Consider the following 14,293-nt stretch of genomic DNA (forward strand, 5'->3'; position numbering starts at 1 on the left):
TTATATATTTAACTATTATTGCTCAGATTACTTTAATATTGAGGATGAGCTTTTTAAAATTGCATAATTATAATATGTTGCTTACATTTAAGTATCCTTTCCATAATAATCAGTTAAGGTTTTTAAAGTTAATGGTGATAATATGGAAGAGAAGATTTTGGCTATTGCATTAAGAAATGCCATCAAATATAATGGAAAAGCTAATCCAAAGGCAGTTTTAGGAATATTTTTGTCAGAAAATCCAGAATATAGGGGTAAAGCAAAGGAAGTAATGCAAGTTGTAGAAAAAGTTGTCAAAGAAATTGAAAATCTTTCAATAGAAGAAATGAAGAAAAAGTTAGAGGAATTGGGAGAAGATATTGGAAAAAAGGAAAAGAAAGAGAAAGGTTTAGAGTTACCAAACGTTAAAGATAAAGTAGTTATGAGATTTGCCCCTAATCCTTCAGGGCCTTTACACATAGGACATGCAAGGGCTGCAGTTTTAAACGATTACTTTGTTAAAAAATATGGTGGAAAATTAATTCTAAGATTAGAGGATACTGACCCAAAGAGAGTTCTGCCAGAAGCTTATGACATGATTAAAGAAGATTTAGAATGGTTGGGAGTTAAAGTTGATGAAACAATTATACAATCAGATAGGATGGAGATTTACTATGAATATGGTAGAAAATTAATTGAGATGGGAAAAGCCTATGTTTGTGACTGTAATCCAGAAGAGTTTAGAGAGCTAAGAAATAAAGGAATTCCATGTAAGTGTAGAGACAAAGCTATTGAGGATAACTTAGAGCTTTGGGAAAAGATGTTAAGTGGAGAGCTTGAAAATGTGGCTGTTAGATTAAAAACAGACATAAAGCACAAAAACCCATCAATTAGGGACTTTCCAATATTTAGAATTGAAAAAACTCCACATCCAAGAACTGGAGATAAATACTGCGTATATCCTTTAATGAACTTCTCAGTGCCAGTTGATGATTATTTATTAGGAATGACCCACGTTTTGAGAGGAAAAGACCACATTGTAAATACTGAGAAGCAGGCATATATTTACAAATATTTTGGCTGGGAAATGCCAGAATTCATTCACTATGGAATTTTGAAGATAGAGGATATTGTTTTAAGCACTTCATCCATGTATAAAGGAATTAAAGAGGGGCTTTATAGTGGATGGGACGATGTTAGGTTAGGTACTTTGAGAGCTTTAAGAAGAAGAGGGATTAAACCAGAGGCGATATATGAAATAATGAAGAGAATTGGGATTAAACAGGCAGATGTTAAGTTTTCATGGGAAAATTTATATGCCATAAATAAAGAACTTATTGACAAAGATGCAAGAAGATTTTTCTTTGTTTGGAATCCAAAAAAGCTTGTTATTGAAGGAGCTGATAAAAAAGTTTTAAAGCTTAGAATGCATCCAGATAGACCAGAGTTTGGTGAAAGAGAGTTGATATTTGATGGAGAGGTTTATGTTGTTGGAGATGAGTTGGAAGAAAATAAGATGTATAGATTGATGGAGTTATTTAACATAGTTGTTGAGAAGGTTGGTGATATTGCATTAGCTAAATACCACTCAGATGACTTTAAAATAGCAAGAAAAAATAAAGCTAAGATTATACATTGGGTTCCTGTAAAAGATAGTGTAAAGGTTAAAGTTTTAATGCCTAATGGAGAGATAAAGGAAGGCTTTGCTGAAAAGGACTTTAAAATGGTAGAGGTTGATAATATTATTCAGTTTGAGAGATTTGGATTTGTAAGAATAGATAAAAAAGAGGACAATGAATTTATATGTTGCTATGCACATAGGTAAGAGACATTAATTGCCTCTGAAAGAGGCAACTTAATGCATCGTCTTTGATGAAACTTTATTAAAGTTTCTTTGGGAGAGTTTGGATTTGTAAGAATAGACAAAAAGGATAATAACGAAATGATTTGCTGTTATGCACATAGATAAAAACAAATCTTTTATTTTTTATCGTTCTAATCATTTAATACTAAATACCGCCCATAAAACAATATACAATGAAATAATCACTAAAAAATACTCAATAACTTTTTTTATTCTATAACTATTTTTTAAGTTTAAAATTTCTTATAAATTTTGTTAGATTATTGTTTTTCTTTTTCCTGATTTTATTGTTTCTTTTATTTTCTGATTTAAACCTCTTAGCAACATAGATTTTATACTCCTTTCTGCCAATATCCCAATATATATGTACTCCAATACCCATGTGGGTATATCTTTTATTTAAAATTGTGGCTCTTTGATTTGGATTATTAAGCCAATCATTAACAATTCTCCTGGCAACATCTCTATGTCTTTGATTTTTAGTTGCATAGTGGATTGTTCCCCTTTCGTTCATTGCTAATCTTATTGCTTCGTTTATTAAAATTTTATCTGATTTAAGCTTTTTTAATCCTCTTTTCTTTCTTTCCTGGTTTATATACCTAAATATCCATCCTGCCACCCGCTTAGGATTCATTCTCTCCCGTTATTAGTTTTTATTATTCATTTATCTGTCCAATATCTTAAAATTTTTCCATTTAATTTTATAAAAATTTATTTAGATTTATAAATATAAAACTTAATAAAAATAGCAAAGTGGTATTATACGACATTACCAAATTATTATTTTTTAGATTTTAATTTTCTCATCTCTTTAATTTTTTTAGCTAATAACTCATCATTACCTTCATCTTCAACTTTTTTAATCCTTTTTATCTTATCTTCTTCTTCCCATTTTTTTCCAGTGTATCTCTTGGCTATAACATAAACCTCAGCACTTTCTTTTCTTGAAGCTTGAGGCTTTGTAATATAAACCTTCTCAAAGTATTTTTTAACTAAATTTACATAGTCATCTATCATATCTCCATAAAATACTTTAGCTACAAAATTTCCCCTCTCTTTTAGCATTTCAGTAGCTATTTGTAAGGCAGTTGTTACCAAATCAATTGAACGAGCGTGGTCTATATCCCAAAACCCACTTATATTTGGGGATGCATCACTTATAACCACATCCACCTTTTTTTCTTCGTTTGGAATTAGCTCTCTAATTTTATTTAAGTTCTCTTCCAAAGTAAAATCTCCTTTTATTGCAACTACATTATCATATTCAAATGGCTTAACTGGCTGTAAATCGATACCAATAACAAAACCTTTATCCCCTACAATCTCTCTTGCTACTTGCATCCATCCGCCCGGAGCACAACCTAAATCTAAAACTATCTTTCCTGGCTTAATAACATTAAATTTTTCATTTAATTGCATGAGTTTGAAAGATGCCCTTGAACGATATTTAAGTTTTTTAGCTAATTTATAGTAAAAATCTCTCTTTCTCTGCAAAATCCATCTTTTATCTTTTCTACCCATAGTTTCACCACAAATTTTAAAAATGTTAAACGTAATTTTTAAAGAAATAATAGCAATAAAATAAACCTTAGAAAAAGCTGATTCTTATGAGTTTGGGTAAGGATAGCATTTACATACTAATGTCAAATATATACTCAAAAGGGATGGCATATCTATTTTATTTTATAACTGCATTTTTGTTAGGGACAGAGGCATTTGGGATTTTAAAAGGTTTAATGCCAATAGCAGACACTTTAACTATATTTTTCTCTTCTGGCATTCCTCCAGCTATAGCAAAATTTTTAGCTGAAGAAAAAGAAGTAAATATTAACAAATACATTCCAATATTATATTTAATGATTTTACTTTCAATTGTTGGATTTATCTTAACTCCCTATATAAAATACATATTGGGGGGACATTATTTAACTTTAGATACCTCTTTATATTTTGCAATAGGTTTTTGTATAATATCTTCTACATTAATTGCTTTTTCAAGGGGCATACTGCAAGGATTGTTAAAGATGAAATATCTCTCTTCTACATGGATTGTTGAATATACAGTAAAGGTTATCTTAGTTTTTGTTTTAACCCTATATTTTGGAATTTTTGGCTCTTTATTATCAATATCCCTATCTTATCTAATAGCAGGGATTTTTGGTATTTATTTAATTTATAAAGCACTGAAAAAGAAATTGGATTTTAAAAAATTAGTAGATATGAAAAATATAACAAGAAATATATTTTCAGATTTCAATTTAAAGGTTTTAAAGTACTCAATCCCTATAGCATTAACATCATCATCTTACAGATTGTTTGGCGATATTGATAGTGTTGTAATAATGTCCATTATGGGAGGATTTTGGAGTGGGATTTATGGTTACACTTCTTTAATATCAAGAGGAATATTTATGTTTGCTTCAGCTGTTAGCATCCCTTTACTTCCAAGAATATCTAAGACAAAGGATTTAAACTTATTAAAAGAAGGAATCATCCAAAATACTATCTTTTCATCAATTTTTGTTTTAGGTTGTTTATTTTTCCCTGAAATTCCATTGATGGCATTTTTTAAAATAGCTAATCCAGAAGGAATTTTATGCCTAAGAATTTTAGCTATTTCATCATTATTTATGAGCTACTATACTTTAATATCTTCTGCACTTCAAGGTTTAGGGTATGCAAAAATTTCTTTCTACATAATTCTATTTGGGTTAGTATTAAATATTGTTTTAAATTTAATTTTGGTAAATGCTTATGGAATAGTTGGAGGAAGTTTAGCTACATTAATAACATCAATAGCTGTCTTCTTAATTGGTGTTTTTGCTATTTTAAGAATAAAAAAGCATAATTATTTAATTAGCTGATACTTATAGTTCCCATTTAAAAGCTCAACTTTTAATCCCAATTTTGCTGGAATAACTTCTATACCAGTATTTTGGGAAATATATTCTGCTTCTATTTGAGGATTTGTCATCTTAACTCCCATGTGGTTCATTATCAACAATTCTGGCTTTTTACTCATTGAGTTTATTAAATCAATAGCATCATTTGAACATAAATGCCCTTTAATTCTCTCATTTTTCTTTCTAACAATATTTGCTATTAAAATCCTAACCCCGTCAAAGTCCTCAATTAATTCTGGTATTAGTTCAGTGTCTGATGTATAGCCAATATCCCCATAAATTGTTTTCAACCTAAAACCAATACCAAACGGGTCTCCATGTTTTGTATGTGTTGCCTTTATTGTTGTATCATACAGCTCTACTTCATCCCCAGGATACAAAACCTGAACTTTTTCAAGCTTTGACTGATGATATTTAGATATAACATACTCATACTCTCCAAAGCCTTCAACAACTGAGAGATTTCCTAAAAAAATCCCTCTTTTTTTAGTCATTCCCTGAGTTATAGCTTCAACAATAACTTCCCCATCAGTGTAGTGGTCTGGATGGCAGTGAGATATAAAGAGAGCATTAGTTCGCCAAGGGGATATTTTTAGCTCGTTTAATCTTACTATCGCTCCCGGTCCAGGGTCTACATGCATTCTAAGCTCGTTAGTGTGTATTCTAAACCCTCCTGTTGCCTTTTTTTGTGTTATTGTAGCCCATCTTCCACCACCACATCCCAAAAAAATAATTTCCACCCTCAAAATACCACATCTCCTTCCTGTGTTTTAAAACAGTTAAGTTATTATATCCAGCTAATTATTAATCTTTTACTTTACTTCTACTTTACCTCTTTACATTCTACTTTGTATGTTCCATTTACAGATAGTTTTATATATGGATAGGTTATAACCATTGCCGCAAATTCCTTTGGTGGAATAACTTTATAATAAACAATAATTCCATTAACAGTTTCTGTTATATTTATTATCTCTATTTTATATCCAGCAGTTGGCATCTCACCCAAATTTATAACTATTACAGTTTTGTTATCTTTATAATAGTAATAGTATCCACTATTTTTCTCTCCAAAAGCTCCATAAGCTATTATTTCATAATTTAATGTTTTTGGAAGATTGGTTTTATTATTTGTATTATTGTTAGTGTTTTGAACGCTTTGGTTTTTAGAAGTATTTAAGTTGGTATATAAGTTATTTTTTATATTAGAATATTCTGTTTTATTTTTTTCAGAGATATTTTTTTCAAAAGAGACACAGCCACATAAAGTTATAATAAAACAAAGAATAGCAGTAAATAGAAATAATATAATTATATCCTTTTTCATTTTCCAAACCTCCTATGTCTCCTCTGGTATTCTCTAATAGCCCTCAAAAAATCCACTTTCCTAAATAATGGCCAATATATATCACAAAAATACAGCTCTGAATAAGAACTCTGCCAAATTAAAAAATTACTAATCCTCTCTTCCCCTGAAGTCCTAATAATTAAATCAGGGTTTGGAAATGGCAAATCTGCTGTGTATAAATGCTTATCTATCAGCTCTTTATCAATATCTTCTGGCTCTACCTCCCCTCTCTTAACCTTTTCAGCTATCTTTTTTACAGCATCTATTATCTCTTGCTGTCCTCCATAGGCAATAGCTACATTAACAAAAAATTTATTGTAGTTTTTTGTTTTATCTTCAGCGTATTTTATAGCTTTTTGGACATTTTTTGGTAATAAATTTATTCTTCCAATAGCTCTAACTCTAACTTCATATTCGTGAATTTCTTCGTCATCTGCAATCTCATAAAACTTTTTTTCAAAAAGTTCCATAAGTTTATCAACTTCTTCTTTTGGTCGTTTAAAATTTTCTGTTGAAAATGCATATAAAGTAACAACCTTTATTCCTAAATCTCTCGCCCATCTTAAAACATCTCTAACCTTTTCAGCCCCCAAGTAATGCCCATAATATCTATCTCTTCCGTAAATTTCAGCTGCTCTTCTATTTCCGTCCATAATTATAGCTATATGTTTTGGTAGATTATTTTTGTCAATAGATTCTTCTAAAATTTTCTCGTAAATTTTTAAAACTCCAGAATTATCTAAAAATCTATAAAAATCAATTATTGCTCTTTTTCCAATACTCTTTAATTTGTTTTTTATATTATCCAAAATCCCCACCTGCTAAAAATTTAACAGCATTGTAATATCTCTCCCAATTAGCGTTTCTACTTGTATCTATAAAATTGATGTCTTTGTCTGATAAAATCACAGCTCCATAACCTGGAATTTTACAAACTAAACCCAAACATCTAAAAATTATATTTCCTGTAATTCCATCTATAGCTATAATAATATTGTATCTATCTTTTAAATATTCCTCTATTAATATACCATTATGTATGATATCCATACTTCCTTTAAAATGCTCTACTATCTTCTCAGCTTCATATATTGTTTCATCCACTACTTTATTTCTTCCCAAATCTCCCAATCTTCCTCCAGATAAAATAGCAACTTTTGGTTCAATATTATGATTTTTTAAAAACTTAGAAGCAAATTCTATAATCTTTATTTTATCCTTTATTCTCTCATTTTTGCCTTCTGATATATCATCAATCCCTACTGGGGATAGTAAAAAAATTTCATTGGTAAATGGATTCTTTAAAACGGATGCTCTATAAAATTTCCCTATTCTTTCTCTTAAATAAGGAATTACTTTTGAAGATGACAAAGAGCCTCTAACAGCCCCCTCTATTTCTCCATTTATTAATTTATCTACTAAAAGTTTTGGATTGTCAATTAATTCAACTTCTATTCCTTCTTCTTTTAATTTTTCATAAGCTTTCAAAACTTCTTTTTTATTTTCTCCTATACCTATCGCATACATGGTTATCACTTAAACTCAACCTCTATACCTAAAATATTTCTTTTTCCTTTTAAGATATCTTCAGCTATTAGAGCTCCTCCAATTGCCCCACTTTCTCCATATAAAGCAAATATCTTTGCATCAACAAACTCTTTAATTCTTTTTGGGATGTCTATTGGATTTCTTAAAGTTCCTATAGAGCCAGCTAAAACAACTTTTCTTTTATTTTTATCTAATAAAGGAATTAGGCTGTTAATTTCCATAGAAACACTTAAAATTAAGCTATCAACTGCCAATCTACAATTTTCATCATTAAAATAGTTATTAATTATCTCCTCCTTAGTGTTCTCAACACCTTTATAGAGCTTGGCTATTTTAACAGCTCCAGCTTTAGAAAATGCTTCATTTGCTGTAATTTTCCCAGTATCTATATCTCTAATCATCTCTAAATCTATTGGGCCGTGTAACATTCCAATAGCCCCAATACACGCATCAAATCCTCCAGAAATCCTTCCATCTTTTATTAATAAAGTTACAGTATTTGAAGAGATATCTGATAATACAAAGTCATTAAATCCAAATAGTTTGTGGGCATAATAGGCAATTGATACCTTTTCAGGGGATGCAATGTGAGAATATAAGGCTCTAAATCTCTCATCTAAACACTCAATTCCTCTATGCAATCCTGGAATAACAATAGCTGGCAATCCAGATTCTTTAATCTCATCATAAACCTTTGTTCCTCCTCCAACTTTCTCTCCAGCCCCTTCAATACTTAAAACCCCTCTATTTTTAACTTTCTCTATTGGTAAAATTTTATTTATTCCATCACCCATGGAATAGGTTAAAGCTATCAAATCAATATTTTCTAATGAAATATGTTTTTTCAACTCTTCTAAGTAAGATTTTTCTTTAAGCTCAGTTCTTTTTAGTTTAAATATTGTCTTTTTATCATCATCTTTTATGCATGTGGTTATTCCCGATGTTCCATGGTCTATTCCAACGGTTATCATATCTTCCCTCCTTTTGTTTATTAATCTTAATTAACATAAATTTTATATAATCAGGGAATTTAATTACGTTAAGGGGATAATATGGAGAAGTTTGATGCTGTAATGTCAGTGTTTTTGGTAATGATATTCTTGTTCATATTTTTACCCATCATCTATATGCTATCAAATCCAGGTGATTTAAGCTTATTATTAGATAAAGAAGTTATAGATGCATTTAAAACAACACTATTAGCTGGGGCTGTTGCTACTCTAATAGCTCTAATTTTTGGAATCCCTACTGGCTATATTTTGGCAAGGTATGATTTTAAATTTAAAAGTTTTCTTGAAGCAGTGTTAGATTTACCAATGGCTATTCCCCATAGTGTTATTGGTATAATAATACTTTCCTTCATTTATGGCATTGATATTATAAAATTTATTGGTAGATATATAGTTGATAACTTTTGGGGCATTGTTGTTGTGTATCTCTTTGTGGGAATTCCATTTATGATTAATAGTATAAGAGATGGATTTTTGAGTGTTGATGAAGAGATTGAGTATGTATCAAGAACCTTAGGAGCTTCAAAAATAAGGACGTTTTTTGAAATATCCCTACCATTAATAAAAAATAATATCATCTCAGGGGTTATTTTAAGCTTTGCAAGAGGAATTAGCGAAGTTGGGGCAATATTGATAATTGCCTACTATCCAAAAACTGTTCCAGTTTTGATATTAGAAAGATTTATGAGCTTTGGATTGGATGCATCAAAACCAATATCTGTTGGGATGATTTTGGTTAGCATAGCATTGTTTGCAGTATTAAGAACTTTTGGAAATATAAAAAGGGGAAACAATGCTTAAAGTAGAAAATCTATCAAAAATTTGGAAAGATTTTAAATTAAAGAATGTTTCCTTTGAAATGGATAGGGAGTATTGTGTAATTCTCGGCCCAAGTGGGGCTGGAAAATCCGTCTTAATAAAATGTATAGCTGGAATTTTAAAACCAGATTCTGGTAAAATTTTATTAAACGGTGAAGATATAACCAATCTACCACCAGAAAAAAGGAATGTCGGATATGTTCCTCAAAACTATGCTTTATTCCCAAACAAAAATGTTTATAAAAACATTGCTTATGGATTGATAATAAAAAAGGCAAATAGATTAGAAATTGATAGGAAGGTTAAGGAAATTGCTGAGTTTTTAAATATTTCCCATCTGTTGGATAGAAATGTTAAAACCTTAAGTGGAGGGGAACAGCAGAGAGTGGCTTTAGCAAGGGCTTTAATTTTAAACCCATCTATTTTACTTTTAGATGAGCCAACATCTGCTGTAGATATCAAAATTAAAGAAAATATCATCTCTGAGTTAAAAAAGATAAAGCATATTCCTGTTTTACATATAACTCATGATTTGGCTGAAGCAAGGACTTTGGGAGAAAAAGTAGGAATCTTTATGAATGGTGAGCTTATAGCTTTTGGAAACAGAGATATATTAAAAAAACCTAAGAATAAAAAGGTAGCTGAGTTTTTAGGATTTAATATAATAAATGATAAAGCCATAGCTCCGGAAGATGTAATTATCAAAGATGGAAATGAAGGGGAGGTTGTAAATATCATAGATTATGGAAAATATAAAAAGGTGTTTGTTAAATATAATGGTTACATCATTAAAGCATTTACAGAAAGAGATTTAAATATTGGAGATAATGTTGGATTAGAATTTAGAGAAGAAACAAAACTATCATAAAATTTGGTGATAAGATGATTGTAGTATCAGGAAGCCAGTCCCAAAACTTAGCTTTTAAGGTAGCTCAGCTTTTAAACACAAAATTAACAAGAGTAGAGTATAAGAGATTCCCAGACAATGAGATTTACGTTAGAATAGTTGATGAAATAAACGATGATGAAGCTGTTATAATAAATACACAAAAAAATCAAAATGATGCAATTGTAGAGACAATTTTATTATGTGATGCTTTAAGAGATGAAGGAGTCAAAAAAATAACCTTAGTTGCTCCATACTTAGCTTATGCAAGGCAAGATAAAAAATTCAATCCTGGAGAGGCAATAAGCATTAGAGCTTTAGCAAAAATCTACTCAAATATTGTTGATAGATTAATAACAATAAACCCACACGAAATACACATAAAAGATTTCTTCACAATTCCATTTATTTATGGAGATGCAATTCCAAAATTGGCAGAGTATGTTAAAGATAAGTTAGATAATCCAATTGTCTTAGCTCCAGACAAAGGGGCTTTAGAATTTGCTAAAACAGCCTCAAAAATCTTAAATGCAGAGTATGATTATTTAGAAAAAACAAGGTTATCACCAACAGAAATCCAAATAGCTCCAAAAACCTTAGATGCTAATGGGAGGGATGTGTTGATTGTTGATGACATCATCTCAACTGGAGGAACTATGGCTACAGCAGTTAAACTATTAAAAGAACAGGGGGCTAAGAGGATAATAGCTGCATGTGTGCATCCTGTTTTAATTGGAGATGCTTTAAATAAGCTTTATTCAGCTGGAGTTGAGGAAGTTGTAGGAACTGACACATATTTATCAGAAGTTAGCAAGGTTAGTGTTGCAGAGGTTATTGTCGATTTATTATAATTTTTAATTTTTTTATCCCAAAAATCCAATAAACTTTCCTAAACAATAAAATACACCAATAGATGCTCCTATATTTGAGAGAGTAGCAACCAACAAAACTCTAAATAAATTGTTGTTTAAAAGCTCTTTAATTGATTCAGCATTTATTATTCCCACCAAATCTTTATCTGTTATTTCTCTATATTTTAACTCTACAAGCCCAGCTATTGTTCCTACAGCCGCTAATGGTAATGGGACAAGAGTGGTTATAGGAGCTGAAAGAAAGGCAATTAATGCAGTTATTAACTTACCTCTTGCCAATATAACTCCAAGAGCTGATAATCCTCCAGTAAATACTATCCACTGAAAAGTAATCATCTTCAACAATTCAGGATTACTTAAAGCATAATATACAATATACAAAAAAATGGCAATTATAGCCAATGAAATACCATAAGTTAAAAGCTTTGTTAGAGATTTTTTTCTCTTTTTTACTTTTATTAGTTCCATTAAATCAATATCTTTTCCATTTTCAAGCTGTTTTAAATATCTCACAATTCCCTCAACGTGTCCAGCTCCAACTACTGCCACTAAAGAATTTTTACCTTTACTTAACTCAAACAATCTTTTAGCCATGAATCTATCTCTTTCATCCACCAAAACTTCATATATTGTCGGAGATATTTCTTTTAACAATTTAGTAAATTTTTCAGGATTTTCAACCATCTCTTTTAATAAATCATCATCTATCTCTAAATCTTCTTCATTAGAATTTAATAACTCCCAAAAAATCTTTATTTTTTCTTTAAATGTCATCCTGTCCATCAATCTTGATAAAGTAATATCTATATCTCTATCAATTAGATATATTGGCAATCCATATCTACTTGCTATTTCTATAGCTTTTTTCATTTCACTACCTGGTTTTATTCCAAAACTTTCCCCTATCTTCTTTTGAGAATTAGCTAAAATTAAATATATGAAAAATTTTATAAAATTCCCTTCCTTTAATACTTTTTTTAAATCCACTTTTTTCTCTTCATTTGAAATCAGTGAGAAAAATCTTCTATCATCAAGCTCTACAGCAACTCCTTCTGGAGAGACAGATGATATAATGTTTTCTACTTCTTCAATGCTATCCTTTGAAACATGGGCAGTTCCAATTAAATATATATCACATTCATTAATCCCATTAAATATCTTCACATGCTTCAAAACAACCACCAGCTTATAAGAAATTTTAATTTTTGTTTAATATTAAATTATGCCCTTAAATATTTAACACTAACTATTTGTTATTAATCTATCTCTTTCTTTTTTTAGTTTTTACTCCTAAGAAAGCCCTCTTTATTATAATTGTTGCGTAACTTCCCTTCTCCAATTCATAGCTTAAGGTTATTTTATACTTCCCTTTATTTAACTCATCTTCTTCAAACTCTCCAATTTTTAGGTTTTTAGGGACTGAGAGAATTTTCCTTTCATTGTATATGAATCTTCCTAAACCCCCTATATTGTTTAAATCTTCCATAGTAATACCTTCTCTCTTTAAGATTTCCTCAATAATTTTCTTCTCATCTCCACCATATTCAATGTCTGGAGCTATTGTTGGAAATTTCTTATCTTTTAATGTATCAAAAACTTCTATATCCATTTTTTTGTAAAACATAAAAGTTCCACATTCATATTCGTAATAAACCCTATCTTCTTCTGGTATATATTTATTTAATAACTCTTTTATACATTCATTCCATAGATAACTTTGATAAGCGGCAACAAAAATTTTTTTCAGTCTATCATCAACATAGCTTAAAGCTTTTTTGTAATCATTACTTTTTTTAAGCTCTTTAACCATATTTACATATAACCTTGCCTTTATGTTATTTTCTTTAATGTATTTCCAAACTTTATCCCAATCCCCCCAATTTTTAGCTATAAATCTCTTTAAATCCTTTATTATTTTCTTTTCAGATTTTTTATATTTTGTTAGCAATATTTTTACAGCTTCTTCATAATTGCCTTTTATCACTTCTTTGGCAATAAATTTTTTATCAAAAACACTTCCAAACCTCTGACTGTCAAAATAATTTGGGGCTCCAAATTCTAAGTATTTTAAATTTTCTTTTATTTTAGGGATATCATCTTTTTTTAAACCTCTAACTGTTATTGTGAATCTATTTCCTTCTAAATCCCCCAATAATAGAAATTTTGATTCTCCAACTAACTCTAATTTTAAATTTGGTTCATCTAAGCTCAACTTCCCATATTTTTTTGGTATAGATATATATTGGGTAGTTAAAGCATGCCTATCTTTTAATCCACAATAACCAATATCTCTCAATGGAATTTTAAATTTTTTTGAGATATAGGAAAATGCCTTCAAACATTCTATATTTCTCTTTGTTAATTTATATAAATAGCATCTATCTCCAGATATCTTATTAAAATCGACAATTTCTTCAACTATAAAATCCTCTGGCTTCATTCTAAGTTTCATAAAAACACCTCGACAAATTATTATGGTTATATTGAACTTTGATTAAAAAAGAAAAATCAAAACTCAACAATTTAAAATACTAAAAAATAAATCGTTAATAATAAATGGTGGGCTCGACGAGATTCAAAGCATAGGACTTCGCCCTATTGCTATACCGGGGATGCACTACCTCGCTAATGCTCAGCAGCACCTCTTTAAGGATTGGTGGGCTCGGCGGGATTCGAACCCGCGACCACCGCCTTGTGAGGGCGGCGTCATAGCCACTAGACCACGAGCCCAACCCATAAAATTTTAACAATAATGGTAATAGCAATTATAAAATAGCGGTCCTTTCAATTTTTCTTTGAGATTTCACTTAAAAGAGTGCCACATCGCTATCGGACTTAACCGAATAAGCTCAAATAAAAGAGTAATTTAATGGCGCGGGGGCCGGGACTTGAACCCGGGCTGGGCGTTGCCCAACGGGATTAGCAGTCCCGCGCCGTACCAGGCTGGGCCACCCCCGCACTAAAAGCAAACACTAATTGGGCATAAGGGATATATATAGTTTTCGTTTCAATATACGAGGTTGTCAAGTTAGCAACATCACCGGTTATAAAACTACACTATATC

General features: G+C 30.3%; 14 protein-coding genes and 2 tRNA genes. 5 read left to right on the forward strand and 11 right to left on the reverse strand.

What is annotated here, in order from left to right; translation table 11 throughout:
* Positions 1-142 precede the first annotated feature (142 nt).
* Entirely contained in the window at positions 143-1,804 is a 1,662-nt protein-coding gene (gene gltX / locus JH146_RS02035) for a glutamate--tRNA ligase (RefSeq protein ID WP_048201443.1), read from the forward strand.
* A gap of 259 nt (positions 1,805-2,063) precedes the next feature.
* Here gltX and JH146_RS02040 read toward each other — a convergent pair whose 3' ends face one another.
* On the reverse strand, positions 2,064-2,477 hold the full coding sequence (locus JH146_RS02040) for a CAP domain-containing protein (RefSeq protein ID WP_048201444.1): 414 nt from the start codon (positions 2,475-2,477) through the stop codon (positions 2,064-2,066).
* Between the two features lie 146 nt (positions 2,478-2,623).
* A complete protein-coding gene (gene rrmJ / locus JH146_RS02045) occupies positions 2,624-3,364 on the reverse strand; it encodes a 23S rRNA (uridine(2552)-2'-O)-methyltransferase (protein WP_048201445.1) in 741 nt (246 codons plus the stop codon).
* 86 nt (positions 3,365-3,450) lie between these two features.
* Here rrmJ and JH146_RS02050 point away from each other — a divergent pair, with 86 nt between their 5' ends.
* On the forward strand, positions 3,451-4,707 hold the full coding sequence (locus tag JH146_RS02050) for a flippase (protein WP_048201446.1): 1,257 nt from the start codon (positions 3,451-3,453) through the stop codon (positions 4,705-4,707).
* Here the strand turns inward: JH146_RS02050 and JH146_RS02055 are convergent.
* From JH146_RS02055 to JH146_RS02075, 5 genes are all read right to left on the reverse strand, one after another.
* Positions 4,692-5,492, reverse strand: coding sequence for an MBL fold metallo-hydrolase (locus tag JH146_RS02055; protein ID WP_048201447.1), 801 nt, complete (start codon positions 5,490-5,492; stop codon positions 4,692-4,694). The two genes, JH146_RS02050 and JH146_RS02055, sit on opposite strands and share 16 nt — an antisense overlap.
* 77 nt (positions 5,493-5,569) lie before the next feature.
* A complete protein-coding gene (locus tag JH146_RS02060) occupies positions 5,570-6,073 on the reverse strand; it encodes a protease complex subunit PrcB family protein (protein ID WP_048201448.1) in 504 nt (167 codons plus the stop codon).
* A complete protein-coding gene (gene uppS, locus JH146_RS02065) occupies positions 6,070-6,903 on the reverse strand; it encodes a polyprenyl diphosphate synthase (protein ID WP_236953670.1) in 834 nt (277 codons plus the stop codon). Before uppS ends, JH146_RS02060 begins: the two co-directional genes overlap by 4 nt.
* On the reverse strand, positions 6,896-7,621 hold the full coding sequence (gene mtxX / locus JH146_RS02070; RefSeq protein ID WP_048201449.1) for a methanogenesis marker protein Mmp4/MtxX: 726 nt from the start codon (positions 7,619-7,621) through the stop codon (positions 6,896-6,898). The genes uppS and mtxX overlap by 8 nt, the downstream gene beginning before the upstream one ends.
* Before the next feature lie 5 nt (positions 7,622-7,626).
* Positions 7,627-8,613 (reverse strand): methanogenesis marker 12 protein, encoded by a 987-nt coding sequence (locus JH146_RS02075; RefSeq protein WP_048201450.1) that lies wholly within the window; start codon positions 8,611-8,613, stop codon positions 7,627-7,629.
* Between the two features lie 81 nt (positions 8,614-8,694).
* Here JH146_RS02075 and wtpB point away from each other — a divergent pair, with 81 nt between their 5' ends.
* Genes wtpB through JH146_RS02090 form a run of 3 tightly spaced genes read left to right on the forward strand, consistent with a single transcriptional unit; the run spans position 8,695 to position 11,208 of the window.
* Positions 8,695-9,453 (forward strand): tungstate ABC transporter permease WtpB, encoded by a 759-nt coding sequence (gene wtpB, locus JH146_RS02080; protein WP_048201451.1) that lies wholly within the window; start codon positions 8,695-8,697, stop codon positions 9,451-9,453.
* Positions 9,446-10,339 carry an ATP-binding cassette domain-containing protein gene (locus JH146_RS02085; protein WP_048201452.1) on the forward strand — a complete coding sequence of 298 codons (894 nt, stop codon included), beginning with the start codon at positions 9,446-9,448 and terminating at the stop codon, positions 10,337-10,339. Before wtpB ends, JH146_RS02085 begins: the two co-directional genes overlap by 8 nt.
* Before the next feature lie 14 nt (positions 10,340-10,353).
* The gene (locus tag JH146_RS02090) at positions 10,354-11,208 is read left to right on the forward strand and encodes a ribose-phosphate diphosphokinase (RefSeq protein ID WP_173400800.1); all 855 of its coding nucleotides are present in this window, start codon (positions 10,354-10,356) and stop codon (positions 11,206-11,208) included.
* A gap of 12 nt (positions 11,209-11,220) precedes the next feature.
* Here JH146_RS02090 and JH146_RS02095 read toward each other — a convergent pair whose 3' ends face one another.
* The 4 genes from JH146_RS02095 to JH146_RS02110 form a co-directional block, all read right to left on the reverse strand.
* Positions 11,221-12,402: a TraB/GumN family protein gene (locus tag JH146_RS02095; RefSeq protein WP_048201453.1), complete on the reverse strand. Its 1,182-nt coding sequence runs from the start codon at positions 12,400-12,402 to the stop codon at positions 11,221-11,223.
* A gap of 88 nt (positions 12,403-12,490) precedes the next feature.
* Positions 12,491-13,699 carry a tRNA pseudouridine(13) synthase TruD gene (gene truD / locus JH146_RS02100; RefSeq protein ID WP_257719651.1) on the reverse strand — a complete coding sequence of 403 codons (1,209 nt, stop codon included), beginning with the start codon at positions 13,697-13,699 and terminating at the stop codon, positions 12,491-12,493.
* 184 nt (positions 13,700-13,883) lie between these two features.
* Positions 13,884-13,959: transfer RNA gene (locus JH146_RS02105), tRNA-Val, on the reverse strand.
* Positions 13,960-14,099: 140 nt separating this feature from the next.
* Positions 14,100-14,187, reverse strand: a tRNA-Ser gene (locus JH146_RS02110).
* Positions 14,188-14,293 lie beyond the last annotated feature (106 nt).

The sequence above is a fragment of the Methanocaldococcus bathoardescens genome (assembly GCF_000739065.1).
In the GTDB taxonomy this organism is placed as follows: domain Archaea; phylum AGJL01; class Methanococci; order Methanococcales; family Methanocaldococcaceae; genus Methanocaldococcus; species Methanocaldococcus bathoardescens.